Annotated in this window: 23 protein-coding genes; 15 read left to right on the top strand and 8 right to left on the bottom strand. The window is 39.6% G+C overall.

Translation table 11 applies throughout. The features are described 5' to 3' along the window. Positions 1-74: 74 nt before the first annotated feature. The 3 genes from eno to crcB all read right to left on the bottom strand — a co-directional run bounded on the left by eno (position 75) and on the right by crcB (position 3,272). On the bottom strand, positions 75-1,355 hold the full coding sequence (eno, locus tag HCG69_RS01710) for a phosphopyruvate hydratase (RefSeq protein ID WP_195449890.1): 1,281 nt from the start codon (positions 1,353-1,355) through the stop codon (positions 75-77). Positions 1,356-2,167: 812 nt separating this feature from the next. Beyond that, the gene (locus HCG69_RS01705) at positions 2,168-2,836 is read right to left on the bottom strand and encodes a pentapeptide repeat-containing protein (protein ID WP_221648603.1); all 669 of its coding nucleotides are present in this window, start codon (positions 2,834-2,836) and stop codon (positions 2,168-2,170) included. 52 nt (positions 2,837-2,888) lie between these two features. Further along, complete coding sequence (crcB, locus tag HCG69_RS01700; RefSeq protein ID WP_221648602.1) at positions 2,889-3,272, bottom strand: fluoride efflux transporter CrcB; 384 nt, start codon at positions 3,270-3,272, stop codon at positions 2,889-2,891. 156 nt (positions 3,273-3,428) lie between these two features. Between crcB and HCG69_RS01695 the strand changes: the two genes are divergently transcribed. The 7 genes from HCG69_RS01695 to HCG69_RS01665 all read left to right on the top strand — a co-directional run bounded on the left by HCG69_RS01695 (position 3,429) and on the right by HCG69_RS01665 (position 14,379). Beyond that, a complete protein-coding gene (locus HCG69_RS01695; protein ID WP_221648601.1) occupies positions 3,429-4,994 on the top strand; it encodes a DUF6377 domain-containing protein in 1,566 nt (521 codons plus the stop codon). A gap of 167 nt (positions 4,995-5,161) precedes the next feature. After that, a complete protein-coding gene (locus HCG69_RS01690) occupies positions 5,162-7,318 on the top strand; it encodes a glycoside hydrolase family 97 protein (RefSeq protein WP_221648600.1) in 2,157 nt (718 codons plus the stop codon). 185 nt (positions 7,319-7,503) lie between these two features. Continuing rightward, the gene (locus HCG69_RS01685; RefSeq protein ID WP_002562019.1) at positions 7,504-8,910 is read left to right on the top strand and encodes an amidophosphoribosyltransferase; all 1,407 of its coding nucleotides are present in this window, start codon (positions 7,504-7,506) and stop codon (positions 8,908-8,910) included. A gap of 136 nt (positions 8,911-9,046) precedes the next feature. Beyond that, positions 9,047-10,273 carry a peptidase T gene (gene pepT, locus HCG69_RS01680; protein WP_221648599.1) on the top strand — a complete coding sequence of 409 codons (1,227 nt, stop codon included), beginning with the start codon at positions 9,047-9,049 and terminating at the stop codon, positions 10,271-10,273. Between the two features lie 49 nt (positions 10,274-10,322). After that, positions 10,323-11,408: a glycine cleavage system aminomethyltransferase GcvT gene (gene gcvT, locus HCG69_RS01675; RefSeq protein ID WP_221648598.1), complete on the top strand. Its 1,086-nt coding sequence runs from the start codon at positions 10,323-10,325 to the stop codon at positions 11,406-11,408. Positions 11,409-11,547: 139 nt separating this feature from the next. Then, positions 11,548-13,800, top strand: a complete 2,253-nt coding sequence (locus HCG69_RS01670; protein ID WP_221648597.1) for a cation:proton antiporter — start codon at positions 11,548-11,550, stop codon at positions 13,798-13,800. Positions 13,801-13,953: 153 nt separating this feature from the next. Beyond that, entirely contained in the window at positions 13,954-14,379 is a 426-nt protein-coding gene (locus HCG69_RS01665; protein WP_221648596.1) for an HIT family protein, read from the top strand. Positions 14,380-14,461: 82 nt separating this feature from the next. Here HCG69_RS01665 and HCG69_RS01660 read toward each other — a convergent pair whose 3' ends face one another. From HCG69_RS01660 to HCG69_RS01645, 4 genes are all read right to left on the bottom strand, one after another. After that, positions 14,462-14,890: an RNA-binding S4 domain-containing protein gene (locus HCG69_RS01660; protein ID WP_221648595.1), complete on the bottom strand. Its 429-nt coding sequence runs from the start codon at positions 14,888-14,890 to the stop codon at positions 14,462-14,464. A 95-nt stretch (positions 14,891-14,985) separates the two neighbouring features. Continuing rightward, entirely contained in the window at positions 14,986-15,549 is a 564-nt protein-coding gene (pth, locus tag HCG69_RS01655) for an aminoacyl-tRNA hydrolase (RefSeq protein WP_221648594.1), read from the bottom strand. Between the two features lie 101 nt (positions 15,550-15,650). Beyond that, positions 15,651-16,241, bottom strand: a complete 591-nt coding sequence (locus tag HCG69_RS01650; protein ID WP_221648593.1) for a 50S ribosomal protein L25/general stress protein Ctc — start codon at positions 16,239-16,241, stop codon at positions 15,651-15,653. Between the two features lie 135 nt (positions 16,242-16,376). Next, complete coding sequence (locus HCG69_RS01645) at positions 16,377-16,739, bottom strand: DUF3276 family protein (RefSeq protein WP_221648592.1); 363 nt, start codon at positions 16,737-16,739, stop codon at positions 16,377-16,379. Between the two features lie 168 nt (positions 16,740-16,907). On the opposite strand from HCG69_RS01645, the gene nusB reads away from it, so the two are divergent. From nusB to HCG69_RS01615, 6 genes are all read left to right on the top strand, one after another. Next, positions 16,908-17,834 (top strand): transcription antitermination factor NusB, encoded by a 927-nt coding sequence (nusB, locus tag HCG69_RS01640; RefSeq protein ID WP_221648591.1) that lies wholly within the window; start codon positions 16,908-16,910, stop codon positions 17,832-17,834. A gap of 42 nt (positions 17,835-17,876) precedes the next feature. Then, the gene (yajC, locus tag HCG69_RS01635) at positions 17,877-18,200 is read left to right on the top strand and encodes a preprotein translocase subunit YajC (RefSeq protein WP_221648590.1); all 324 of its coding nucleotides are present in this window, start codon (positions 17,877-17,879) and stop codon (positions 18,198-18,200) included. A 22-nt stretch (positions 18,201-18,222) separates the two neighbouring features. Next, positions 18,223-19,236 carry a CdaR family protein gene (locus HCG69_RS01630; protein WP_221648589.1) on the top strand — a complete coding sequence of 338 codons (1,014 nt, stop codon included), beginning with the start codon at positions 18,223-18,225 and terminating at the stop codon, positions 19,234-19,236. Further along, entirely contained in the window at positions 19,226-19,834 is a 609-nt protein-coding gene (gene coaE / locus HCG69_RS01625; RefSeq protein ID WP_221648588.1) for a dephospho-CoA kinase, read from the top strand. Before HCG69_RS01630 ends, coaE begins: the two co-directional genes overlap by 11 nt. A gap of 104 nt (positions 19,835-19,938) precedes the next feature. Then, positions 19,939-20,373 carry a DUF5606 domain-containing protein gene (locus tag HCG69_RS01620; RefSeq protein WP_221648587.1) on the top strand — a complete coding sequence of 145 codons (435 nt, stop codon included), beginning with the start codon at positions 19,939-19,941 and terminating at the stop codon, positions 20,371-20,373. 491 nt (positions 20,374-20,864) lie between these two features. Further along, a complete protein-coding gene (locus HCG69_RS01615) occupies positions 20,865-21,104 on the top strand; it encodes a hypothetical protein (protein WP_221648586.1) in 240 nt (79 codons plus the stop codon). Positions 21,105-21,175: 71 nt separating this feature from the next. Here the strand turns inward: HCG69_RS01615 and clpB are convergent, their stop codons facing one another. Beyond that, positions 21,176-23,764 (bottom strand): ATP-dependent chaperone ClpB, encoded by a 2,589-nt coding sequence (gene clpB, locus HCG69_RS01610; RefSeq protein WP_221648585.1) that lies wholly within the window; start codon positions 23,762-23,764, stop codon positions 21,176-21,178. A gap of 423 nt (positions 23,765-24,187) precedes the next feature. Between clpB and HCG69_RS01605 the strand changes: the two genes are divergently transcribed. After that, positions 24,188-24,766: a DUF6621 family protein gene (locus HCG69_RS01605; RefSeq protein WP_221648584.1), complete on the top strand. Its 579-nt coding sequence runs from the start codon at positions 24,188-24,190 to the stop codon at positions 24,764-24,766. A 43-nt stretch (positions 24,767-24,809) separates the two neighbouring features. After that, positions 24,810-25,706, top strand: a complete 897-nt coding sequence (locus tag HCG69_RS01600; RefSeq protein ID WP_221648583.1) for a LysR substrate-binding domain-containing protein — start codon at positions 24,810-24,812, stop codon at positions 25,704-25,706. Positions 25,707-25,967: the final 261 nt, after the last annotated feature.

The following is a 25,967-nucleotide window of genomic DNA, read 5'->3' as shown; positions in this document are numbered from 1 at the left end:
CAGAGGGTTAAAATAGGAGAGGGGGACAGGCCATCACGGCTTATCCCCCTCTTAACTATTATAAACAGCTTTAATTATTTCAATAGTTTATATCCATATACGGCACGATCGCCAAGTTCTTCTTCAATACGAAGAAGCTGGTTGTATTTTGCCATACGGTCTGAACGGCTCAGTGAACCGGTTTTGATTTGTCCGCTGTTGGTAGCTACTGCAATATCAGCGATGGTAGCATCTTCTGTTTCACCGGAACGGTGAGAGGTTACTGTTGTATAACCATGACGATGTGCCATTTCGATAGCATTCAGCGTTTCTGTCAACGAACCAATCTGGTTTACTTTAATCAGGATAGAGTTGGCACAACCCTTTTCAATACCCATGGCAAGGAAGTCAACGTTGGTCACAAACAAGTCGTCACCTACCAACTGACAACGGTCGCCGATACGTTCGGTCAGCTTCTTCCAGCCTTCCCAGTCGTTTTCACTCATACCGTCTTCGATAGAGTCAATCGGATATTCGTTGATTAGTTTTTCCAGATAGTCTATCTGTTCGTCAGCGGTACGTTTCTTACCTTTGGCACCTTCAAACTTGGTATAGTCGTAAATGCCGTCACGATAGAATTCGGAAGAAGCGCAGTCCATACCGATCATTACATCCTTACCCGGTTCGTATCCGGCAGCTTTAATAGCTGCGAGAATAGAGTTCAGAGCATCTTCAGTGCCTTCAAGGTTAGGAGCAAAGCCACCTTCATCACCGACCGCCGTGCTAAGACCACGATCTTTCAATACTTTTTTCAGGGCATGGAATACTTCGGCACCCATACGCAAACCTTCTTTGAAAGATTTGGCACCTACCGGACGAATCATAAATTCCTGGAAAGCAATCGGGGCATCACTATGAGAACCACCGTTGATGATATTCATCATCGGGACAGGCAGTACATAAGTGTTAGTTCCGCCGATATATCTGTAAAGAGGAATGTCGAGATATGCAGCTGCTGCTTTGGCTACGGCAAGTGATACACCCAGAATGGCGTTAGCACCCAGGTTTGCTTTGGTTTTCGTACCGTCAAGAGCCAGCATTGCGTGGTCAATACCCATTTGGTCGAGAGCTGACATGCCAATAAGATGCGGAGCAATAATATTGTTCACGTTTTCTACAGCTTTCAGCACACCTTTTCCTCCGTAGCGTTTTTTGTCACCGTCACGCAGTTCCAATGCTTCGTGCTCACCGGTTGATGCACCCGATGGAACGGATGCACGTCCCATGATACCTGATTCTAATACTACGTCTACTTCTACTGTGGGATTGCCTCTGGAATCGAGGATTTCGCGTCCTGTAATTTTTTCTATTTTCATTGTTTCTCTATATTTTTTAGATACTTGCAAATATACTCACTTCATGGAGAACAGAGAATCCCTATAAATAGGTATTCTAATGTAAAGCTGCTCCCCATAATCAGCCAGTAACTTTACTTTTATTAATTAACAAAGAAGTAATTGGTTTTGTTTCATCCGGATAGGTGAATAAAAGTTTAATTTTATGTAGATCAATACTGATCGAAAGGACCTTGTATCATAAAAGCATGGCGCAAGTTCATTTAAGGCTGTGTTCATCTGCATTTCCATTCATCTACCATTGCCTGATGCGTCTCCTTGTGCGGGAAGCATGCTGTTGTCCGGTGTTGTATTTTGCCTTTCTTAGAAAGGAACGTTTCTTTTCCCGGTGTATAGTCTTGTTTTACATGTACATCTAAAACGGTACGAGATGCACATGTCGTACTGCTCCACATGCACATGTCGTACTGCTTTACATGTACATCTAAAACAACGTTGTACACCGAGGCTTCTTACGTTCCTCTATAAGATAGAACTTTATCAATACCGGAGAAGGAAATAGAGAGCAACGGCAGAGACTATTAAGCTCAAAGCCATACAGTATTTCACCACAGAGGTAGCAGAGGACACAGAGTTTAAATCTTTATTGAAACGCAGATGATCGCAGATTTTCGCAAAGAGAAACAAATGTATGATAAAGAGCTATAGTCTTTTAATCTGCGTTTATCTGCGATCATCCGCGTTTCATCAGAGAAAATAATATCTCTGTGCTCTCCGTGTCCTCCGTGGTGAACTGCTTCATTTCCATACGATGTAGGATAAATCTCTTACGCCTAATCTTCAATAACAACTCCTAACATGGGAAGCAAATCCATCGCTTGCAATGAATTAACGATAACACCTCGCAGATCGCTGATGTTTAGTACGATTCCACTGATGCGTGAAGTACGAAGATCGATACTTCGTAACGAAGTGTGAGAGAAATCTGCCTCCACCAAATCGCAATTATCAAAAGCTACAGATGATAACCGGCAATCGTTGAGACTACCGTTTCTAAAATGACAACCGGAAAAGCGAACTTGGTTCATTTTGCTCATGGCAACATTAATATAAGCTGCGTTACATTCGCGGAATGAGACATGATTGAGGGTGGTTTCAGAGAGATTAGTCCCTACCAGTTTACAAGAAATAAATTCTACCCGGTAAAGAGAACTTTCGGCAAAAGAGATATTGGATAAGTCGCAATTCTCAAAACGTACATCGGTGAGTTGGGCTGATTTTAGTTGACAATCTCTGAAAGTGAGACCACTGAATGTGCACTCTTTAATAGTCCGATAAGGAGTATGAATGAATTCTTCGTTATTTTTATTAAACGAGAGGCTGGATACCGTCTCCTCTTGCTCTAATAAGTCTTTTAAAGTTTTCAAGCTCTCTTCCTGCTCTTCGATCATGGGAGCAGCGATACGAACTATTTGAGGTTTATTATTCCGGGGTTGTTTCATTATATATTACGGTATTTGTAGTGGCTTTAGTTATAATGTGTTTTTGTTGATTTTATCCCAGTAGCTTTCCTGCCGCTCCTCCGGCCATTACCGCTACTAATCCCAATCCAATACTCAATAAGGCATAAAGCAGAAATGTGCTGTAAAACTCTCCTCTCAGCAGACTTAATCCGTCGTTGGAAAAGGTGGAAAAAGTGGTAAATCCTCCGCACAGTCCTGTGGTGAGAAATAATCTCATTTCCATAGACAGATTCCAGCGCTCGGATACTGAGTAGAATAAACCGATCAGAAAACTACCGGCAATATTTACGATAAAAGTTCCCCACGAGAAAGGAAAACCTATACCGGACATCCGTTCGTTAATGCTGATTTGTACCAGATAGCGAAGCACACTTCCTACGCCACCTCCGATAAATATATAAACGATCTCTTTCATTCTTTTTGTGCTAACCGGGGCAAAAATAGTATTAATCAGAAGCAGAAACAAATTTATTTGTGTAATGTTGAGGTACAGCTTGTTTTAGAGAAGTGAAGGTGGTAGATTTTAGTGGATTTTATGTACTTTTGAACACTAAAGTAAAAATGTCGGATAATGAAAAGATTTTTTTTAGTAATGATATCGTTCTTCTATTGTGCCCTTGTAGCATTGGCTGGCAAAGGAGTGGATTCCGTTCTTGTCCGCTTGGGTAAGATAATGGGGCAACAGGAAATATATATGAAACAGAAAGAAGAACGTATAGATAGTTTGAAGCGACTTTTACATTATCCTTCTCTTACGTTGCGGCAACAGTTTATCCTCAATAAGGAACTGGGAACTGAATATGAACTCTTTGTTTCAGACTCTGCCATGAAATATTTTGATAATAGCTTGTTGATAGCCGATTCTTTACGCAGTATCGCGTTGGCTGATGACGTTCGTCTTTGTCAGACATCTGTATTGTCTATTTCCGGGATGTACAAGGAAGCATGGGAAACGCTGTATGGTATCAATCGTGCTACGTTGCCGGATAGTTTACTTCCTGCTTTTTATAATTGTGGGCGTCAGCTATATTCTTTTCTTGTTAATTACTCTCATAACAGCCCCTATGCAACGGACTATATCAGGCGACAAAATGTATACCGGGATTCCTTACTCGCCGTGCTTTCACCGGCTTTACCGGAATATCGTCTTTACGAAGCCGAACGTTTTATAGCTAATCAACAGTTTAGTCATGCCAAAAAAGTGCTGTTGGGATTACTGCATGATCAACCCGAAACTTCTAATATCTATGCCCGTGCTGCTTTTTCACTGGCTCATTTGTATAAAGATGAAAAACATACAGATGCATATGAGAGATATCTGGCGTTATCTGCTATTTCGGATATAAAAGCATCAGTCAAAGAGAATGCTGCTTTGTCCAATCTGGCTTTTGTTCTTTATGAACGGGGAGATGTATCCCGCGCATATCGTTATATAAAGCGTTCGCTTGAGGATGCTATTTTCTGTAATGCCCGTTTGCGTACCATTGAGATATCAGGTGTTCTTCCTGTGATTGAGGGGGCTTATAAGCAACAGATAGAACGGCAGCGCCATCAATTGATCTTTTTTCTGATTGTAGTCAGTATACTTTCTGCCTTTCTGATTGTTTCTGTAATCTTAATATATAAACAAATGAAAAAATTGTCCGTTACTCAACGAAACCTGAAACAGGCAAATCACATCAAAGAGGAATATATCGGCCATTTTCTTAATCTTTGCTCTATTTATATCGAAAAGCTGGATCGTTTTCGGAGTACTGTGAACAGGAAGATCACAGCAGGACAATCAGAGGAATTATTAAAGCTAACCAAGTCTTCACAGTTTGCAGGAGTAGAGCAGAAAGAGTTTTATGCTAATTTTGACAATGCTTTTCTGCATCTGTATCCCAACTTTGTGGCAGAGTTCAATGAACTGTTACAGCCCGAAGAACGTTTCGTTCTTAAAACCGGCGAATTGCTGAATACCGAGTTACGCATTTTTGCCATTATTCGTTTGGGGATTGATGACAGTTCCAAGATTGCTAATTTTCTGCACTATTCAATCAATACCATCTATACCTATCGGAATAAAGTCAAGAATAAAGCCATTAACCGGGACAAATTTGAAGAAGAAATCCTCAAAATAGGAGCGGTAGAGTGAATACCCATTTATATTTTCTGTTTTTAATCTTCTGATTATCTCATTAATAATAAGAAACTTATGCAAACGTTTTCAGATATTTCTTTTATATTCCATTTATATGGGGAGTGTATCTGAATATTTCCTGTTTATCTTTGCCATACGATTTTTATTTATTAATTCATATCATGATTAACATGAAAACACTAACCATCAAGATGGCTTTTTTCTTGCTCGCTTTATTAATAAGCACAGCAGCTATGGCCGAAAGTATTACTTCTCCTAACGGACTTTTGAAACTCAATTTTTCGGTGAACGCACAAGGCGAACCGGTGTATGAACTTTCTTATAAAGATAAGGAAGTAATCAAACCTTCGAAGTTGGGGTTGGAACTTAAAAACGACCCGGGACTAATGAATGGGTTTACATTGACTGATGCCAAGACAAGTACTTTTGACGAAACCTGGGAACCGGTTTGGGGTGAAGTAAAGTCTATTCGCAATCATTACAATGAATTGGCAGTAACACTGGATCAGAAAGCGCAGGATCGTAACATCGTTATCCGTTTTCGCTTGTATGACGATGGTTTGGGCTTTCGCTATGAATTTCCATTGCAAAAGAATCTGAATTACTTTGTTATTAAGGAAGAACATTCACAGTTTGCCATGACTGGTGATCATACTGCTTTCTGGATTCCGGGTGATTATGACACACAGGAATATGATTATACGGAGTCTAAACTTTCTGAAATCCGTGGCTTAATGAATGGAGCTATTACAGACAATGCATCGCAGGCCTCTTTTTCACCAACCGGAGTACAAACTTCTTTGCAGATGAAGACAGCTGACGGACTATACATCAACCTGCATGAAGCTGCTTTGGTGGATTACTCTTGTATGAATCTGAATCTGGATGACAAGAATCTTGTTTTTGAGTCATGGCTTACTCCGGACGCAGTGGGAGATAAGGGATATATGCAAACTCCTTGTAAGTCTCCGTGGCGTACAGTGATAGTAAGTGATGATGCCCGCGATATTCTTGCTTCTAAATTGACGCTTAATCTGAATGATCCTTGTGCTTATGAAGATGTTTCCTGGATTAAACCGGTGAAATATGTAGGTGTGTGGTGGGAAATGATTACCGGAAAGAGTAGCTGGGCTTATACGGATGATGTTTTGTCTGTGAAACTTGGTGAAACCGATTATTCAAAAACGAAGCCAAACGGCAAGCATGGTGCTAACAATGAGAATGTAAAACGTTACATTGATTTTGCTGCCGAACATGGATTTGACCAAGTATTGGTTGAAGGATGGAATGAAGGATGGGAAGACTGGTTCGGTCACTCCAAAGATTATGTATTCGATTTTGTTACTGCATATCCTGACTTTGACGTGAAAATGCTGAATGACTATGCTAAGAGTAAAGGCGTGAAACTGATGATGCATCATGAAACATCTGCTTCTGTACGCAACTACGAACGTCATATGGATAAGGCCTATCAGTTTATGGTTGATAACGGATATAATGCGGTGAAGAGTGGTTATGTAGGTAATATCATTCCTCGGGGCGAACATCATTATGGTCAGTGGATGAATAATCACTATCTCTATGCCGTGAAGAAAGCCGCCGACTATAAGATTTGTGTAAATGCTCACGAAGCTGTTCGTCCTACCGGGCTATGTCGTACTTATCCCAATCTTATCGGAAATGAGTCTGCCCGTGGTACTGAATACGAAGCTTTTGGCGGTAGCAAACCGTTCCACACTACATTGCTTCCTTTTACTCGTCAGATTGGTGGTCCGATGGATTACACACCGGGTATCTTTGATACTCAATTGTCTTTTCTGACAGGAGAACACAGCTTTGTACATACTACTCTGGCAAAACAGTTGGCTCTTTACCTAACGATGTACAGTCCGCTTCAGATGGCAGCTGATCTTCCCGAAAATTATGAGCGCTATATGGATGCTTTCCAATTTATTAAAGATGTGGCTGTAGATTGGGACGACAGCAAATATCTGGAAGCTGAACCGGGAGATTATATTACCGTAGCCCGTAAGGCAAAAGGTACAAATAACTGGTTTGTAGGTGGTATTACTGATGAAAATGCCCGTACCTCTACTTTCACTCTTGATTTTCTGGAACCGGGAAAACAATATGTAGCTACTCTTTATGCAGACGGCAAGGATGCAGATTACGAATCAAATCCGACATCTTATCAGATTAAAAAAGGTTTGGTAACTAACAAAACAAAGATTTCTACCAAATTGGCCCGTAGTGGTGGTTTTGCAATGAGTATCATTGAAGCTACTCCGGCAGATAAAAAGATGAAGAAGTTTAAATAATTAGCCAATCTGCTAATATGCCAATGTGCCAATTGCCATACGGCGTGTCAGCGTGTCAACGTTGCGCAGCCAATTGGCATATTGGCACATTGTTTAATTGGCACATTATTTCTTTTCCGGTCAGATTCTTTTTTGTACTTTTGCACTGTCTTTTTTTAAACTAACACTAATTAAAAGAATCTTATATGGGAGGTTTTTTCGGAACAGTCTCACGAGTGGGCTGTGTGACCGATTTATTCTACGGCACAGATTATAATTCACATTTGGGGACAAAACGGGGCGGTCTTGCAACCTATAGTGAAGAGCAAGGTTTTATCCGTTCCATTCATAACCTGGAAAGTTCATATTTCCGCACCAAATTTGAATCCGATCTGGATAAATTTAAAGGAAATGCCGGAATAGGCATTATCAGCGACACAGACGCACAACCTATCGTTATTAATTCTCATCTCGGACGCTTCGCCATTGTTACTGTCGCAAAAATCGTAAACCTAAAAGAACTCGAGGAAGAACTACTCTCCCAACACATGCACTTCGCGGAACTTAGTTCCAGCAATACCAATCAAACTGAACTTATCGCACTACTCATCATTCAGGGAAAAACTTTTGTTGAAGGTATCGAGAATGTGTACAAACACATTAAAGGGTCCTGCTCTATGCTTTTATTGACAGAAGATGGTATTATTGCCGCCCGTGACCGATGGGGGCGTACACCGATTGTGATTGGTAAGAAAGAGGGGGCATATGCTGCCACGAGTGAGTCGAGTAGTTTTCCTAATCTTGATTACGAAATAGAAAAATATCTTGGTCCTGGTGAGATTGTACACTTGCGTGCTGATAGCATGACACAGTTGCGCAAACCCGATGAAGGTATGCAGATTTGCTCGTTTCTGTGGGTGTACTATGGTTTCCCTACATCTTGCTATGAAGGGCGTAATGTAGAGGAAGTACGTTTCACCAGTGGGATGAAGATGGGACAGAAGGATACTTCGGAAGTCGATTGTGCGTGTGGTATTCCGGATTCGGGGGTAGGTATGGCTTTGGGTTATGCTGAAGGAAAAGGAGTTCCCTATCATCGTGCTATTTCAAAATATACTCCGACATGGCCGCGTAGCTTTACTCCGAGCAACCAGGAGATGCGATCGCTGGTAGCGAAGATGAAATTGATTCCCAACCGTGCTATGCTTGATGGTAAACGTTTGTTATTTTGCGATGATTCTATTGTGCGTGGAACACAGTTGCGTGACAATGTAAAAGTGCTTTATGAATGTGGTGCAAAAGAGGTTCACATGCGTATTGCCTGTCCGCCGCTGATTTATGCTTGTCCGTTTGTGGGTTTCACCGCTTCAAAGAATGCGTTGGAACTGATAACCCGCCGTATTATTAAGGAACTGGAAGGAGACGAAAATAAGAACCTGGAGAAATATGCTACAACGGGTTCGCCGGAATACGAAAAGATGGTAGATATTATAGCTAAGCGCTTCGGCCTTTCTTCGTTGAAGTTTAATACGTTGGAAACTTTAATAGAAGCTATTGGGCTACCAAAATGTCAGGTATGTACCCATTGTTTTGATGGTAGTAGCCATTTTTAAATAACTATTAGTAACTGATAATAAGTATATTCAAAAAAAAGAGCTGTGATTTGCTTGGCAATTCACGGCTCTTTTTTTACCTTTACGGCAAATGTATTATCAATCGTAAATAGTAAATCATAAAATAGTAAATATCATGACTTTAGTAGAACGTTTTTTGAAGTATGTAAGCTTTGATACTCAATCAAATGAAGAGACACGGCTTACTCCCAGTACTCCGGGACAGATGGTTTTTGCCAAATATCTGAAATCAGAACTGGAGTCTTTAGGCTTGGAAGAAATTACACTGGATGAATATGGCTATCTTTTCGCCACTCTTCCGGCAAATACGGAAAAGGAAGTACCCACTATTGGGTTTATAGCCCATATGGATACAAGTCCCGATATGAGTGGAAAGGATGTAACACCTCGTATTGTAGAAAATTATAACGGCTCAGATATTGTACTCAATGCAGAAGACAGAGTAATACTTAGTCCGGCACAATTTCCGGAGTTGCTTGCTCATAAAGGAGAAGACTTAATTGTAACCAATGGAAAAACCTTGTTGGGAGCTGATGATAAAGCAGGTATTGCCGAGATTATTTCTGCAGTGGCTTATCTTAAAGAACATCCCGAAATTAAACATGGAAAAATCCGTATTGGTTTTAATCCCGATGAAGAGATAGGTGAAGGTGCACACAAGTTTGATGTAGAGAAATTCGGCTGTGAGTGGGCTTACACGATGGATGGTGGTGAAGTAGGAGAGTTGGAATATGAGAATTTCAATGCTGCCGCCGCCAAGATTGTGTTTAAAGGACGTAATGTACATCCTGGCTATGCTAAACATAAAATGATCAACTCGATTCGTATTGCCAATCAGTTTATCAGTATGTTACCACGTCATGAAACACCGGAACATACAGAAGGATATGAAGGTTTTTATCATCTTATCGGTATTCAGGGAGATGTGGAGCAGACTACGCTTTCTTACATTATCCGTGACCACGACCGTTCAAGGTTTGAAAGTCGTAAACGTGAAATGGCTCATCTGGTGAGAAAAATAAATGCTGAATTCGGTGAAGATACTGCTGTACTTGAACTCCGCGATCAGTATTATAACATGCGCGAAAAGATAGAACCTGTGATGCATATTATTGATACTGCTTTTGCGGCTATGGAAGCTGTGGGTGTGAAACCGAATGTGAAGCCGATTCGTGGAGGTACGGATGGTGCACAACTCTCGTTCAAAGGATTGCCTTGCCCTAATATCTTTGCAGGTGGACTGAATTTCCACGGACGTTTTGAGTTTGTACCTATCCAGAACATGGAAAAGGCCATGAAAGTTATTGTAAAGATAGCAGAACTCGTAGCCAAAGAAGCCTGATCTTGTCAGGAAGTAAACCGCATAAATTATAAATCATAAATCATAAATCATGAAAACCACTCCATTTACCGACAAGCACATCGCATTGGGTGCTAAGATGCATGAGTTTGCCGGATATAATATGCCTATTGAATATACAGGTATCATCGACGAGCATCTTACGGTGTGCAATGCTGTTGGTGTGTTTGACGTGTCTCATATGGGTGAATTCTGGGTGAAAGGTCCTGATGCACTGGCTTTTCTTCAGAAAGTGACTTCCAATAATGTAGCTGCGCTTGCTCCCGGTAAGGTGCAATATACTTGCTTCCCTAATGAAGAAGGAGGTATTGTAGACGATTTGTTGGTGTATCAGTATGATCCCCAGAAGTATCTGTTGGTAGTCAATGCTTCTAATATTGAGAAAGACTGGAACTGGTGTGTGGCGCATAATACCGAAGGAGCGGAGCTTGAAAATTCTTCAGACCGTACGGCGCAGCTTGCCATACAAGGGCCGAAGGCTATTCTTGCTTTGCAGAAACTCACGGATATTAATCTTTCTGAGATACCTTATTATACATTTAAGGAAGGAGAATTTGCCGGTGAAAAGAATGTGATAATATCCAATACCGGCTATACCGGTGCAGGAGGTTTTGAGCTTTACTTTTATCCGGATGCTGCCGATAAGATATGGAACGCTGTTTTTGAAGCCGGAGCCGAATTTGGTATTAAACCGATTGGACTGGGAGCACGTGATACGCTTCGCCTTGAAATGGGCTTTTGTCTTTATGGTAATGATCTGGATGATACCACTTCGCCCATTGAGGCAGGATTAGGTTGGATTACTAAGTTTATAGACGGGAAGGATTTTATCAATCGTTTCATGCTTGAAAAACAGAAAGTAGAAGGTACAATACGTAAACTGGTAGGATTCGAGATGATAGATCGTGGCATTCCCCGTCATGGCTATGAGTTAGTGAATGCGGAAGGTGAAAAGATAGGAGTGGTTACTTCGGGGACGATGTCGCCTGTTCGTAAAATAGGAATTGGTATGGGATATGTTAAACCGGAATATAGTAAATTGGGAACAGAAATTTACATTGATATGCGTGGACGTAAATTGAAAGCCTCGGTTGTAAGACCACCGTTCCGGAAATAAATAAGAGCTTTTCTTTCTGATTTATGCCTTAACTTAATAAATTTTAGGTTAAGGCATAATTTTTTTTTGTCTTAGGCGGAATTTGAGTTTGATTTTCCTTTACTTTTGTATGCAATAAAAGTAAATGAAGTAAACGAAAATGTCAAACTTACCCACATTAATAGCCGACCTGGCACTGATACTGCTTTGTGCAGGTATTATGACCCTGTTGTTTAAAAAACTAAAACAGCCATTGGTGTTGGGGTATGTTGTCGCCGGTTTTCTTGCCAGTCCTCACATGCCTTATACTCCTTCGGTGATGGATACTGCTAATATTAAGACATGGGCCGATATCGGTGTAATATTTCTTCTGTTCGCATTGGGACTCGAATTCAGTTTTAAGAAGATAGTGAAAGTAGGAGGGACTGCCGTTATTGCGGCTTGTACCATTATATTTTGTATGATTTTGCTGGGAGCCGGTGTCGGGATGAGCTTTGGGTGGCAACGGATGGATTGTATCTTTTTGGGAGGTATGATTGCAATGTCTTCAACGACTATTATCTATAAGGCGTTTGATGATCTTGGGTTACGCAAGAAGCAATTCACCGGATTAGTACTGAGTATTCTGATATTGGAAGATATTCTTGCTATTGTTCTTATGGTGATGCTTTCTACAATGGCCGTGAGCAATAACTTTGAGGGTACCGAAATGCTTGAAAGTATCGGTAAGCTTCTTTTCTTCCTGATTCTTTGGTTCGTAGTCGGTATTTACCTTATTCCTGAGTTTCTAAAGCGTTGCCGTAAGCTGATGAGTGAAGAGACTTTGCTGATTGTTTCTTTGGCTCTTTGTTTTGGTATGGTGGTAATTGCTGCTAATACCGGATTCTCTGCCGCTTTTGGTGCTTTTATTATGGGCTCTATTCTTGCCGAAACAATAGAAGCAGAGTCCATAGATCGGTTAGTGAAACCCGTTAAAGACCTTTTTGGTGCAATCTTTTTTGTTTCTGTCGGTATGATGGTAGATCCTGCAATGATTGGGGAATATGCGTTGCCTATCCTGGTGATAACTCTTGCTGTCATAGTAGGACAAGCACTCTTTGGCACATTTGGAGTTGTTTTGGCAGGTCAGCCTTTGAAGACGGCCATGCAATGTGGGTTCAGTCTGACACAGATTGGAGAGTTTGCCTTTATTATTGCCTCATTAGGGGTGGCACTCCATGTGACGAGTGATTTTCTTTATCCGATTGTGGTTGCAGTTTCGGTGATTACTACTTTTCTTACTCCTTATATGATTCGTTTGGCAGAACCGGCATCCAGTTTTGTTGATAGGCATTTGCCCGAATCCTGGAGAAATTTCCTGACTCGTTATTCCTCTGGTTCACAAACGTTGAATCATGAAAACCTATGGCGTAAACTTCTTTTTGCGATGGCTCGAATCGTAGTGGTATATTCCATTGTCAGTATTTCTGTGATAGCTCTGTCGTTTCGTTTTGTTGTTCCGTTCTTCCGTGAAAACCTGCCTGGATTTTGGGGCTCATTACTGGGAGCTGCTTTTACTATTTTATGTATATCACCTTTCCTGCGTGCTATAATGGTGAAGAAGAATCATTCGACTGAGTTTACTACTCTTTGGGAGGCTCATCGTGCCAATCGTGCTCCGTTGGTTTCAACGATTGTATTACGTATGGTGATTGCGGTATTATTCGTTATGTTTATCATTGCCCAGCTCTTTAAATCGTCAATAGGGCTGATAATTGGTGTAGCTATATTGCTTGTTGTATTGATGGTGCTCTCACGCCAACTAAAGAAAAGGTCTATATTGATTGAGCGGAAGTTTTTTCAAAATCTTCGTTCCCGGGATGTACGGGCCGAATATATGGGAGAGAAAAAACCTGAGTATGCAGGACGATTACTTTCCCGTGATTTGCATCTGGCCGATTTTGAAATTCCGGGTGAATCTCTTTGGTCGGGAAAAACATTGCTTGAACTAAATTTGGGGAAGAAATACGGAGTTCATGTTGTTTCAATTCTTCGTGGGAAACGGCGTATTAATATTCCGGGAGGAAGTGTACGGTTGTTTCCGATGGATAAGATTCAGGTGATTGGTACGGATGAACAATTGAATGTATTTGGAGAAGATATGTCGCGCGGTTCTTATGTAGACAGTGATGTCTTTGAAAAGAGTGAGATGACTTTAAAGCAGTTTATGATTGATTCTGATTGTGCTTTTCTGGGCAAGACTTTGCGTGAATCGGGTATTCGTGATAAGTATCATTGTCTGATAGCTGGAGTGGAACGTGGCGAAGAAATGCTGATGACTCCGGACGTTAATGCTCCGTTTGAGGAAGGGGATGTGTTGTGGGTAGTTGGCGAAAAAGAGGATGTTTACCAATTAGTCGGGCAAAAGAATTAAAAAATCGACATTAGATAAACATCATATGTTTATCTTTGCCAAAAAGCGAAGATAAGCTGCGTCTCGGCATAAAAAACGAACAAGCTCATTTTATTCTGAGCTCGGTTTGCATTATCTTTGCTTTCGTATAAATTTAAAACAGAATTTTATATCATGAAAAGCGATCCTAAAGAATGTCTGTACTGTCAGAACAATGAAACGCTGCACAATCTGATGATTGAGATTGCACAGCTAAGTGTATCACGCGTGTTTCTTTTTAAAGAGCAAACCTATCGTGGACGTTGCCTTGTGGCATACAAAGATCATGTGAATGATTTGAATGAATTGAGTGATGAAGACCGCAATGCATTTATGGCAGATGTGGTTCGTGTGACCCGTGCGATGGATAAAGCTTTCCATCCGGAAAAAATAAATTATGGTGCTTATTCTGATAAACTCTCTCATCTGCATTTTCATTTAGCCCCTAAATATGTAGACGGACCGGATTATGGTGCTACATTTCAGATGAATCCGGGGAAAGTCTATCTGACAGATGCCGAATATCAGGAACTGATAGATGCGGTGAAAGAAAACTTGTAATAGTGGCGAGTGAGTAGTGATAAGTGATTAGTTACTGCGCCATATTCCGCATGGTACTAATCACTTATCACTATTCCACTTATCACTCAACTCCCTCTTCTTCGAAATCGAAATCAAAGTCAAAATCGTCCATAAATTCCGGAGTAGTAAATTCTTCTATACTTCTGCGGTCTTTTTTCGTAGGACGACCTGTGCCGCGGGCACGATCTATGAATCCACTGATTTTGCTCATTTCTAATAATTCATATTGGTCGGGCGTTGTTACATTTTCCATCACTTCGGGAACCAATTTGGCACCAATACGTTTTTCGATGGCTTGCAGTACCTTGAATGAATATGTGATAGGAGGTTTCTTCACCTGAATAACATCTCCAGGCTTAATCATTCGGGCTGCTTTTACAAATGAACCATTCATGCTGATTCGTCCCTTTTTACAGGCTTCTGCGGCAATCGTACGTGTCTTGAAAATACGTACAGCCCACATCCATTTATCTATTCTTGCTTCAGGCATAGAGATATTTACAATTTTACGATTTACAATTTTTAAACTTATCCTTTTACCATACTACAAATTTGTACATTGTAAATGGTAAATTGTACTTGTTCTTATTTTTTGTTGAACTGATTCATTGTCAAGTTGATTCCTGCCAGGCAAAAACTTTTAATTATCTCTCCGGCGGTTTCCAGACGCTCATCCATTGTCTTCCAATCTTCGTTTGTAAAATGTCCGAGTACAAAATCAACTTGTCCTCCACGCGGAAATTCATTTCCTATTCCAAAGCGCAGACGTGCATAGTCTTGTGTTCCTAAAGTAGCTGCGATATGTTTCAGACCGTTGTGTCCGGCATCACTTCCCTTTCCTTTCAGGCGAAGGGTACCGAATGGTAATGCCAGATCATCTACTACAATCAGTACATTTTCCAGTGGAATTTTCTCTTCCTGCATCCAGTAACGAACAGCCAGCCCACTTAAATTCATAAATGTAGAAGGTTTAAGTAACAACAATTGCCGGCCTTTTATCGAGAAAGAAGCAGTAGAACCATAACGTCCACTGACGAATGGAGTATTATTTAATTTTGCCAGAGCATCTACTACCATAAAACCTATATTATGGCGTGTTTCATGATATTCGGGACCAATATTACCCAATCCTACAATGAGATATTTCATAAATAAATATGTATTGAAATGAAAAAGAAACGCAGACTAACACAGACCAAAATCTGTGATAATCTGCGTTCCGAAATATTCTGATAGAAGTATTTCTGTGATTATTTTCCTGCAGTAGCAGCTGCACCTCTTGCTGCACGAGTCAATTTAACTGCACATACAACAGCTTCTTTAGCATTCAACAATTCGAGACCTTCATAGTTCAGCTCACCCACTTTAACAGTCTTACCAAGACCTAAGTGAGAAACATTTACTGTCAATTTTTCCGGGATGATGTTATAAAGAGCTTTTACTCTCAGCTTACGCATCTGCAAAACCAGCTTACCACCGGCCTTAACACCTTCTGCAAGACCTTCCAACTGTACCGGAACTTCCATTACAATAGGTTTAGCCTCATCAATCTGATAGAAGTCAACATGCAGAATGTTGTCTTTTACTGGGTGAAACTGAATATCTTTCAGGATAGCATTTACTTTTTTGCCATCAATAATCAGGTCTACTACATGAATGTGCGGAGTATAAACCAAATTACGCAGACCTTCTACAGGTACAGTAAAGTGGATATTTTCACCACCTCCGTAAAGTACACAAGGTACACCGTTGTCTTTACGAATAGCTTTCAATGCTCTGGCTTGATCAGAAGAGCGTTCTGCAATAGTTCTTGCAGTTCCTTTTACTTCAATTGATTTCATTTTTTAATTTTTTTGTGTTACTCTAAATTAAGTGATTTGAGTGCTTAATTCACCATCACACGGTGTGATACCCACACAATGTTGCAAAAAAGCGGTGCAAAAGTACGCTTTCTTTTTGAAATATCAAAGAAATTGTTATTCAAAATCAATATCTATTTTTATTTCATCAGTTGGCTGTACATCTTCTATAAGCTCTTCCTCTTTCACAGTGTGTCCCTGCTGGTCGTTGATGTACTCTATAGCTTGAGTCAGTCCGGTCATGAACTTATCGAAATCTTCTTTGTATAAGAAAATCTTATGTTTCTCAAAACTTACCTGCGAGTCATCACCTTCGCCCATAATCACTTTCTTACTCTCAGTGATGGCAAGGAACATTTCGTCTTTACGGTTTTTCTTTACGTCAAGATAATAAATACGCTTACCAGCCTTAATGGACTTTGAGAATACAATCTCTTTATCATTCATATCTATACTCATTTTCTTTTTTAAATCTTCCATATCATTAGGTCTGTTTATAATCGGCTTCAAAATTGGAACTTTTTTTTCAACTGTCAAAAGAAAAAGGGCAGAGAATGAAATACAACATTAAAAAATGTGATTTATTTGTGGAAACTCATTAAAAATATCTACTTTTGCAATTCGTTAATAACAGTATTATTAAAGATTATGATTAACAGAGTTCTTATTCGTCTAAAAATCATACAGATAGTGTATGCTTACTATCAGAACGGCAGCAAAAATTTAGACTCAGCGGAGAAAGAGTTGTTTTTTAGCCTCTCGAAGGCTTATGACCTCTACAACTATTTGTTGATGCTTATGATTGCATTGACGGACTACGCACAAAAACGTATTGACACAGCAAAAGCCAAACTGAAACCTACCAAAGAAGAGTTGTATCCTAACATGAAATTTGTTGAAAACAAATTCGTAGCGCAACTTGAAGTAAATAAACAATTGACAGAGTTTATAGCCAATCAAAAAAGAACATGGGCTAACGATCAGGATTTTATCAAAGAACTTTATGATAAAATAGTGGAGTCAGATATATATAAAGAATATATGGCTTCTGCTGATAGTTCTTATGAAGTCGACCGTGAACTATGGAGAAAGCTCTACAAAGCATTTGTTTTTAATAACGACTCTTTGGATCAGGTGTTAGAAGACCAGAGTTTGTATTGGAATGATGACAAAGAGATTGTAGATACATTTGTTTTGAAAACCATTAAACGTTTTGAAGAAAAGAACGGTGCAAATCAGACTTTACTTCCGGAATTTAAAGATGATGAAGATCAGGAATTCGCACGTCGTCTTTTCCGCCGTACTATTCTGAATGCAGATTACTACCGCCATCTCATTAGCGAAAATACCAAGAACTGGGATTTGGATCGTGTTGCATTTATGGATGTAATTATTATGCAGACTGCTTTGGCAGAAATTCTGAGTTTTCCGAACATTCCGGTCAGTGTTTCGTTAAATGAGTATGTAGAGATTGCCAAGCTTTATAGCACTGCTAAGAGTGGTAGCTTTATCAATGGAACTTTGGATGGAATTGTTAATCAATTAAAAAAAGAAGGTAAGTTGGCGAAAAACTGATACCTTTGCTATTATAGATTAAAAAACTAAAACAGATTATTTATGAATTTATTGACTGTATTACTGCAAGCTCCTGCTGCTGGTCCCGACGGAAGTCTGATGTGGATTATGCTGATAGCAATGTTTGTTATCATGTATTTCTTTATGATTCGCCCTCAGAACAAAAAACAAAAAGAGATTGCTAATTTCCGTAAATCTCTTCAGGTGAATCAAAAGGTTATCACTGCCGGAGGTATACATGGCATTATTAAAGAGATTAATGATGACCACATTGTACTTGAAATTGCAACAAATGTAAAAATTAAGATAGATAAGAATTCTATTTTTGCTGATGCTTCTGCTGCTAGTCAGCAGCCAGCTAAATAAGCTATAAACATAAATAAAGCCTATGTTTGAACGTAGGGATATAAAGTATATTTATTTGAGATTTTCTAAAAAGATTAGGAACTTTTTACTCAGTGAAAAGAGTAGGGAATTCCTGATCTTTTTATTTTTTTTCCTTATAGCCAGTGGCTTCTGGCTTCTTCAAACTTTAAACAATGATTATGAAGCGGAATTTTCTATTCCTGTCCGTTTGAAAGAAGTTCCCAATGATGTAGTAATTACCTCGGAGCCTCCTTCTGAACTGCGTATTAAGGTAAAAGACAGGGGAACCGTTTTGTTAAACTATATGTTAGGGAAAAGCTTTTTTCCGGTGAATCTCAATTTCAATGACTATAGTGCCCGAAATAATCATGTGCGGATTTATTCGTCAGAGTTTGAGAAAAAAATTATGAGTCAACTGAATGTATCTACCCGGTTGGTTTCTGTAAAGCCCGATACACTGGAATACATATACTCTACCGGTAGATCAAAACGTGTTCCGGTGAAAATGCAGGGTAAAGTGACTGCCGCCCGGCAATACTATCTATCCGATACGATCTATTCACCGGATTCTGTTTTGGTTTATGCTCCTGTTGCTATTCTGGATACAATAACTACTGCCTATACGCGTAAGGTTGACCTGAGCAATATTGCGGATACATTGACACATCATGTTGCTCTGGCAGAGGTAAAAGGGGCTAAGTTTATTCCCAATGCTGTAGATTTAACTTTTCCGGTAGATATGTATACGGAAAAGACAGTTGAAGTACCTTTGCATGGAGTTAATTTTCCTGCTGATAAGGTTTTGCGTACTTTTCCTTCAAAGGTACAGATAACTTTTCAGGTAGGGTATCACAACTTTTATAAGATTGAAGCAAACTCCTTTATTATAAATATATCTTATGAAGAGCTACTAAAGTTGGGTTCAGATAAGTATACGGTAAAACTCAAATCTATTCCTAATGGGGTGAGTCATATTCGTATAACACCTAAAAAGGTTGATTTTCTTATAGAACAAGTATCTTCTAATGGCGATTAAAGTAGGCATAACCGGTGGTATAGGTAGTGGCAAAAGTGTTGTTTCACGATTGCTGGAAGTGATGGGTATTCCTGTGTACATAGCCGATATTGAATCTAAAAGATTGACAAATACAGATCCCTTCATTCGGAAGGAACTCTGTGCTTTGCTGGGCGACAAAGTTTTTGAAGGCGGTGAGCTGAATAAAGCATTTCTGGCTTCTTATCTTTTTGGGCATCCGGATCATACAAGGCGAATCAATGAAATTATTCATCCGCAGGTAAAGGACGATTTTCGTTGCTGGGTAGAGAGGCAATCGCTTTCTCCTATAGTAGGTATGGAATCTGCCATATTAATAGAATCGGGTTTTGCTGCTGAAGTAGATGTGGTGGTGATGGTGTATGCCCCATTGGAACTACGTGTACGGCGTGCTATCAAACGTGATTGTTCCTCGCGTGAACTTATAATGAAGCGTATACAAAGCCAGATGAGTGATGAAGAAAAGCGTAAACAAGCCGAGTTTGTAATTGTTAATGACGGCGAAGTGCCATTAATTCCACAGGTTCTGGAACTAATTTCTTTGCTATTTGAAAATATTGCTTCTCTTTCGGGAAAATAGGTATTGTCTTAACAATAAAAATAGGCTTGCTTATTTTGTATTGTCTTTGGCTTACACTATCTTTGCCCACCGAAAAAATAACTAATAAATAAAAAGAATATACTATGTTGAAGACTATTTTGTCTATCTCCGGAAAACCGGGATTGTATAAACTTATTTCGCAGGGAAAGAATATGCTGATTGTTGAATCTGTTAGCGCAGAAAAAAAGCGTTTCCCGGCTTACGGAAATGAAAAAATTATTTCTCTGGCAGATATAGCAATGTATACAAATGATGCTGAAGTTCCTTTGCGTGATGTTCTTGAGTCAATCAAGGAAAAAGAAAATGTGGGAACTGCTTCTATTGATCCTAAGAAGGCTACTGTGGAGGAATTGCGAGCTTATCTGGCAGAAGTGTTGCCTGATTTTGATCGTGAGAGGGTATATGTGACCGATATTAAAAAATTAATTTCATGGTATAACATTCTTGTTACAAATGGAATTACTGAGTTTAAAGATGCCACAGAAGAACAAGAGGAGGCTGTAGAAACAGCGGAATAAGATGATCTGATATCTTTTTCAGTTATAAAAGAAGCGTGATAAATATCTTTTGAGGATGTTTATCACGCTTTTTCTTTTTTTATTGGAATGCTTTAAACAAAAAGGAACTCGTTCTGTTCTGCTTATACTATATATTTACAGGAATATTTTTGAGCTTTCCTTTATAAGATTCAGAGCTTTTTTACTTATCTTTGTTGCAATCCACCGATTCCTGGAAAGTCAGGAGGGAGGACTGTTTAGTAATTACTTAGAACAAAGGCGTTTATTATATTATTCTGTACTTGAAATCTGGACAATTTCACTATTCAGGAATAATGGAAACAAGCGCTCATGCTCTGCTGTATATGCAAATATATGGTATTGGGCGTGGGTTGTTGTACATTATTTGAATAGTGGCAGTCCAGAGCCTCAAGTGCGATAATGGCAACAGTTCCCACGCTTTTATATATAAATATCTTCTTGGGGGACTGGAAGATAGATGTAAATGGGGTATGGATAAAAGGTCAAACAAAGCATTCGAGTTTCAGTTAGACACAGAAAAGGGAGTATTGTGTCTGAGTGATCTGCTTATAAATACAATGGTTTATTTGTATAATGATAACGGATATTTGCAGGTAAAAGAATTATGTATTTCCTCCTCATTGACATTAGAACTTCCGAAGCGTGGAGCCTACGTACTTGTTATACTGCATCCTGCCAGTGAGGTGGTAGTACGTAGAATTATTTATTAAGTTTTTTGCTATAAAAAATGCCAGTATATTGTGTAACATACTGGCATTGTATATAAGGATCTGTTTTTATTTTAGTTGCGGAATGATAATCCATCCCCCGCAACATCAACGATGATTGCTTTACTGCGATCTACTTCTTGTGCAAGTAACTTTTTCGACAGGTCATTGAGCAAATAACGTTGGATCGCTCTTTTTACAGGTCGTGCACCAAACTCCGGATCATAACCGGCTTGCGCTATAAAGTTTATGGCAGTATCTGTCAGTTTCAGTTCTACACCATTGCCAGCAAGCATCTTTTGAACACCTTTAATCTGTAGCAAAACAATTTCCCTGATCTCTTTCTCCGTTAATGGTAAGAACATGATTGTTTCATCAATACGGTTCAGGAATTCCGGACGAATTGTTTTCTTCAGCATGTTTATCACTTCCTTTTTGGTCTCTTCAACTACTTCTTCTTTGTTGGAGCTATTGAGTTTTTCCATTTGACTCTGTATATAGGAGCTTCCCATGTTTGAAGTCATGATGATGATTGTGTTTTTGAAATTGACTACACGTCCTTTATTGTCCGTCAAGCGTCCGTCATCCAATACCTGCAGCAGGATATTGAATACATCCGGATGCGCCTTTTCTATTTCATCAAACAATACTACTGAATATGGTTTACGCCGGATGGCTTCTGTCAATTGTCCGCCTTCATCATATCCTACGTATCCCGGAGGAGCTCCAACCAAACGAGAAACACTGTGTTTCTCCTGGTATTCACTCATGTCAATACGTGTCATCATTGTTTCGTCATCGAACAGAAATTCAGCAAGTGCTTTAGCCAATTCAGTTTTACCTACACCAGTAGTTCCCAGGAAGATAAATGAGCCAATCGGCCGTTTCGGGTCTTGCAGTCCGGCACGGCTACGGCGTACTGCATCGGCTACGGCAGCAATTGCTTCGTCTTGGCCGATAACCCGCTCGTGAAGTTCATCCTCAAGATGGAGTAGTTTGTCTTTCTCACTTTGAAGCATTTTGCTGACGGGGATTCCTGTCCAGCGGGATACCACATCAGCAATGTCCTCAGCATCTACTTCCTCTTTAATCATTGCAGAACCTCCCTGCATTTGTTTCAGCTCTTCTTGTGTCTCTTTTATTTCCTGGTCTAAAGCCTGTAACTTTCCATAACGTATCTCGGCTACTTTTCCGTAATCACCCTCACGTTCAGCTTTTTCAGCTTCAAACTTCAGATTTTCAATTTCCACTTTGTTTTGCTGAATCTTATCCATCAGTGATTTCTCACTTTGCCATTTCGCTTTGAATGATTTTTCCTGTTCCTTCAATTCGGCTATCTCTTTGCCTATTGTATCCAATTTGGGTTGATCCTTTTCACGCTTGATGGCTTCACGTTCAATCTCCAATTGTTTGATTTTACGTGAAATCTCATCCAAGTCTTCCGGAACAGAATCTACTTCCATACGTAACTTGGCTGCTGCCTCATCCATGAGGTCGATAGCCTTATCCGGTAAAAAACGATCGGTGATATAACGGCTACTCAATTCTACTGCAGCGATGATAGCATCATCTTTAATACGTACGTGATGGTGATTTTCGTAGCGCTCTTTCAATCCACGGAGGATAGAAATAGTACTCAGAGTATCTGGTTCATCCACTTGTACAATCTGGAAACGGCGTTCCAATGCTTTATCCTTTTCAAAGTATTTTTGATACTCATCAAGAGTGGTAGCACCGATAGCACGCAGTTCTCCACGAGCCAATGCCGGTTTTAGAATGTTGGCAGCGTCCATGGCACCTTCACCTTTTCCGGCACCTACCAGTGTGTGTATTTCATCAATGAATAGAATGATGTTTCCTTCGGATTTCATTACTTCATTGACCACTGATTTCAATCGTTCCTCAAATTCACCTTTATATTTGGCTCCTGCTACCAATGCACCCATATCCAAAGAGTATACTTGTTTGTCTCTCAGGTTTTCAGGTACGTCACCTCTTAATATACGATGTGCCAAACCTTCTACAATAGCCGTTTTACCGGTACCTGGCTCACCGATCAGGATAGGATTGTTTTTTGTACGGCGACTCAATATCTGTAGTACACGCCGTATCTCTTCATCCCGTCCGATTACCGGATCGAGTTTACCGCTACGTGCTGCTTCGTTTAGGTTGATAGCATATTTTTCGAGTGACTGATAAGTATCTTCGCTTGATTGTGAAGTAACTTTCTCTCCTTTGCGCAGTTCGCTGATAGCGCTTCGTAATTCTTTTTCCGCCATACCTGCATCCTTGAGAATGGTAGAGGCGGTACTTTTTACAGTCAATAAAGCCAATAACAGATGTTCCAGTGAAACAAACTCGTCACCCATTTCTTTGGAATACTGGGTTGCTTTCTGAAGTACTTCATTTGACTCTCTGCTCAGATAAGGTTCTCCACCGGAAACTTTTGGCAATGAGTCAATTTGTTTATCAACAACCAGTGCAATCTGTTGTCCGTTTACTCCCAATTTCTGAAAAATGAAGTTGGTAACGTTCTCACCTACCTTCATTACTCCCGTTAGTAGATGGACCGGCTCGATGGCCTGTTGCCCTCGGGCTTTGACCAAATTGACGGCCTCCTGCACCGCTTCTTGTGACTTAATGGTAAAGTTGTTAAAGTTCATATCTTATGTCTCCTTTCTTATTTTCACGTTTCTAATAACACTGAAAGGGCGCAAAAGATTTGCCAATGCACATATTATGCCATTTTTTCAGTAATTTTAGATAATAGGTTGACAAAATGTCCTGCTCTTATATTTATGTGCAATGTTGTTTACGGAGAAGTTCTCAGCCTCTTTAATGTTTCATTTTGTTTCAACGTATTGAGAAAAGTGTTTCAACCTATTGAGAGTCTTTTCTCAATACGTTGAGAGTGTTGTTTCATATGCTTTGAGAATTTTTTCTCAAAGCTTTGAAACAACTTTGAATTTCTACTCTTTCCTTACACCATTCCTGTTTGTACCAAAACTTTTAGAAGATTAATGCTATCTGTATAAAAGCTTTATTGTATCTTTATCCGCAAATAAATAGATAAGAATAAGATTTTTATGGATGAAAAGATAAAACTTCCTGAGATAGTGATACTCGTTGATGCCGCATTTCTGAATTTCATAGTGTCAGATTTGAAGAGATATTTCGAGAATGTGTTAAATCGTCCGCTACAGGAAATTGATTTATCCTTGCTAACTACCTATCTGGCATTGGATGCCGGTATTGAAGAAGGAGATAATAAAGTACAACTGTTATTTGTGTACGATCAGGACTCTTCTAATCTGGCTTTCTGTAATCCGTCAGATTTGAAAAAAGAGCTTGATGGGGTTGCCTTTTCAGATCAGTTTGGAGAGTTTTCTTTCGCAGGAGTACCCTGCGAAGGGATGGTGACTCGTGAAGAGCTGTTTCTTGATTTATTGCAGATAGTCCTTGACTCGGCAGATGTGAAAAAGCTGATTGTGCTTTCTTTCAATGAAGAGTATGGTAATAAAGTGACTGCTGTTTTGAATAAAGTAAAAGAAAAAGAGATTATTCAGTTCCGGGTGAATGAATCGGAAGAGACTATAGAGTATCAGTGGGAGATGCTGGCATACCCATTGATGCAAGCATTGGGAATTAAAGGAGACGAATTATAGGAGTCTTTTTTTCACCTGTTACTAATCGTTAATCACTACTTATATGTCCGATTTTCGTTTGAAAGTATTTCAGAGTGTAGCGAAGAATCTCAGTTTTACTAAAGCCTCTCAGGAGCTTTTTGTAAGTCAACCTGCCATAACAAAACATATCCAGGAATTGGAAACCTGTTATCAGGTACGGCTTTTCGATCGGCAAGGGAATAAAATTTCTCTCACAGAAGCTGGGAAATTGCTTCTGGAGCATAGCGAACGCATTCTTGATGCCTATAAGCGGTTGGAATATGAAATGCATCTTCTACATGGTGATTATAGAGGTGAATTAAAACTTGGAGCCAGTACTACCATTGCCCAATATGTACTTCCACCTCTACTTGGAAATTTTATTCGTAAATTTCCACAGGTAAATCTGTCTTTGCTGAATGGGAATTCTCGTGGAATAGAAGCTGCGTTACAAGAACATCGGATTGACTTAGGCTTAGTTGAGGGTATCTTTCGTTTACCAAATCTGAAATATACGACTTTTTTAGATGATGAGCTGGTAGCTGTGGTACATACTCAAAGTAAACTTTCGCTACCGGATGAAATAACTCCCGAAGACTTGCCAGGCATTCCTCTTGTGCTTCGTGAACGCGGTTCTGGTACGCTTGATGTTTTTGAACGTGCTTTGTTACAACATAATATAAAATTGTCTGCACTTAATGTTCTGATGTATCTCGGTAGTACAGAAAGCATCAAGCTCTTTCTCGAGAATACCGATTGCATGGGTATTGTGTCTATTCGTTCTATAACCAAAGAATTAGTTTTTGGTGCTTTCCGGGTAATTGAAATAAAAGGAATGCAGATGTTGAGGGAATTCTGTTTTGTACATCAGCAGGGACAAGAGGGAGGGCTGTCACAGGTGTTTATGCAGTTTGCGATGCATTATGGTAAAAAAATGTGAGTAGAGGATTGGTCGTAATGAGAGTAAATCATCCGAATCATATATTGAATGTTTGTTTTGAATATCCTATCTGAGAAAAGGTTTATTCTGTAAAAACTGGCAATATAACCTAATTTTATTGGCAAGTTTTTATATTTTTGCAATGAGATTATAGCGATAAACTCACTGTCTTATTAAAGAGAGGCGTTATGTCTCATTCCAACAAATGCAGGATATAGTTCCACGCTTTTTATGCTATAAAAACTTGAAAAGATTGATAGT

Source organism: Bacteroides sp. K03, from assembly GCF_019734355.1.
In the GTDB taxonomy this organism is placed as follows: domain Bacteria; phylum Bacteroidota; class Bacteroidia; order Bacteroidales; family Bacteroidaceae; genus Bacteroides; species Bacteroides nordii.
This window is presented reverse-complemented; position numbering and strand designations above follow the sequence as displayed.

Bases quoted from the DNA above. Each gene is read 5' to 3' on its own strand.
- HCG69_RS01665 (WP_221648596.1), top strand. From the start codon at position 13,954: ATGAAAAGCGATCCTAAAGAATGTCTGTACTGTCAGAACAATGAAACG.
- gcvT (WP_221648598.1), top strand. From the start codon at position 10,323: ATGAAAACCACTCCATTTACCGACAAGCACATCGCATTGGGTGCTAAG.
- HCG69_RS01685 (WP_002562019.1), top strand. From the start codon at position 7,504: ATGGGAGGTTTTTTCGGAACAGTCTCACGAGTGGGCTGTGTGACCGAT.
- pth (WP_221648594.1), bottom strand. From the start codon at position 15,549: ATGAAATATCTCATTGTAGGATTGGGTAATATTGGTCCCGAATATCAT.
- HCG69_RS01600 (WP_221648583.1), top strand. From the start codon at position 24,810: ATGTCCGATTTTCGTTTGAAAGTATTTCAGAGTGTAGCGAAGAATCTC.
- HCG69_RS01660 (WP_221648595.1), bottom strand. From the start codon at position 14,890: ATGCCTGAAGCAAGAATAGATAAATGGATGTGGGCTGTACGTATTTTC.
- HCG69_RS01670 (WP_221648597.1), top strand. From the start codon at position 11,548: ATGTCAAACTTACCCACATTAATAGCCGACCTGGCACTGATACTGCTT.
- pepT (WP_221648599.1), top strand. From the start codon at position 9,047: ATGACTTTAGTAGAACGTTTTTTGAAGTATGTAAGCTTTGATACTCAA.
- eno (WP_195449890.1), bottom strand. From the start codon at position 1,355: ATGAAAATAGAAAAAATTACAGGACGCGAAATCCTCGATTCCAGAGGC.
- coaE (WP_221648588.1), top strand. From the start codon at position 19,226: ATGGCGATTAAAGTAGGCATAACCGGTGGTATAGGTAGTGGCAAAAGT.
- HCG69_RS01705 (WP_221648603.1), bottom strand. From the start codon at position 2,836: ATGAAACAACCCCGGAATAATAAACCTCAAATAGTTCGTATCGCTGCT.
- HCG69_RS01620 (WP_221648587.1), top strand. From the start codon at position 19,939: ATGTTGAAGACTATTTTGTCTATCTCCGGAAAACCGGGATTGTATAAA.
- HCG69_RS01630 (WP_221648589.1), top strand. From the start codon at position 18,223: ATGTTTGAACGTAGGGATATAAAGTATATTTATTTGAGATTTTCTAAA.
- nusB (WP_221648591.1), top strand. From the start codon at position 16,908: ATGATTAACAGAGTTCTTATTCGTCTAAAAATCATACAGATAGTGTAT.
- HCG69_RS01615 (WP_221648586.1), top strand. From the start codon at position 20,865: ATGGATAAAAGGTCAAACAAAGCATTCGAGTTTCAGTTAGACACAGAA.
- clpB (WP_221648585.1), bottom strand. From the start codon at position 23,764: ATGAACTTTAACAACTTTACCATTAAGTCACAAGAAGCGGTGCAGGAG.
- HCG69_RS01605 (WP_221648584.1), top strand. From the start codon at position 24,188: ATGGATGAAAAGATAAAACTTCCTGAGATAGTGATACTCGTTGATGCC.
- HCG69_RS01695 (WP_221648601.1), top strand. From the start codon at position 3,429: ATGAAAAGATTTTTTTTAGTAATGATATCGTTCTTCTATTGTGCCCTT.
- yajC (WP_221648590.1), top strand. From the start codon at position 17,877: ATGAATTTATTGACTGTATTACTGCAAGCTCCTGCTGCTGGTCCCGAC.
- HCG69_RS01690 (WP_221648600.1), top strand. From the start codon at position 5,162: ATGATTAACATGAAAACACTAACCATCAAGATGGCTTTTTTCTTGCTC.
- HCG69_RS01645 (WP_221648592.1), bottom strand. From the start codon at position 16,739: ATGGAAGATTTAAAAAAGAAAATGAGTATAGATATGAATGATAAAGAG.
- crcB (WP_221648602.1), bottom strand. From the start codon at position 3,272: ATGAAAGAGATCGTTTATATATTTATCGGAGGTGGCGTAGGAAGTGTG.
- HCG69_RS01650 (WP_221648593.1), bottom strand. From the start codon at position 16,241: ATGAAATCAATTGAAGTAAAAGGAACTGCAAGAACTATTGCAGAACGC.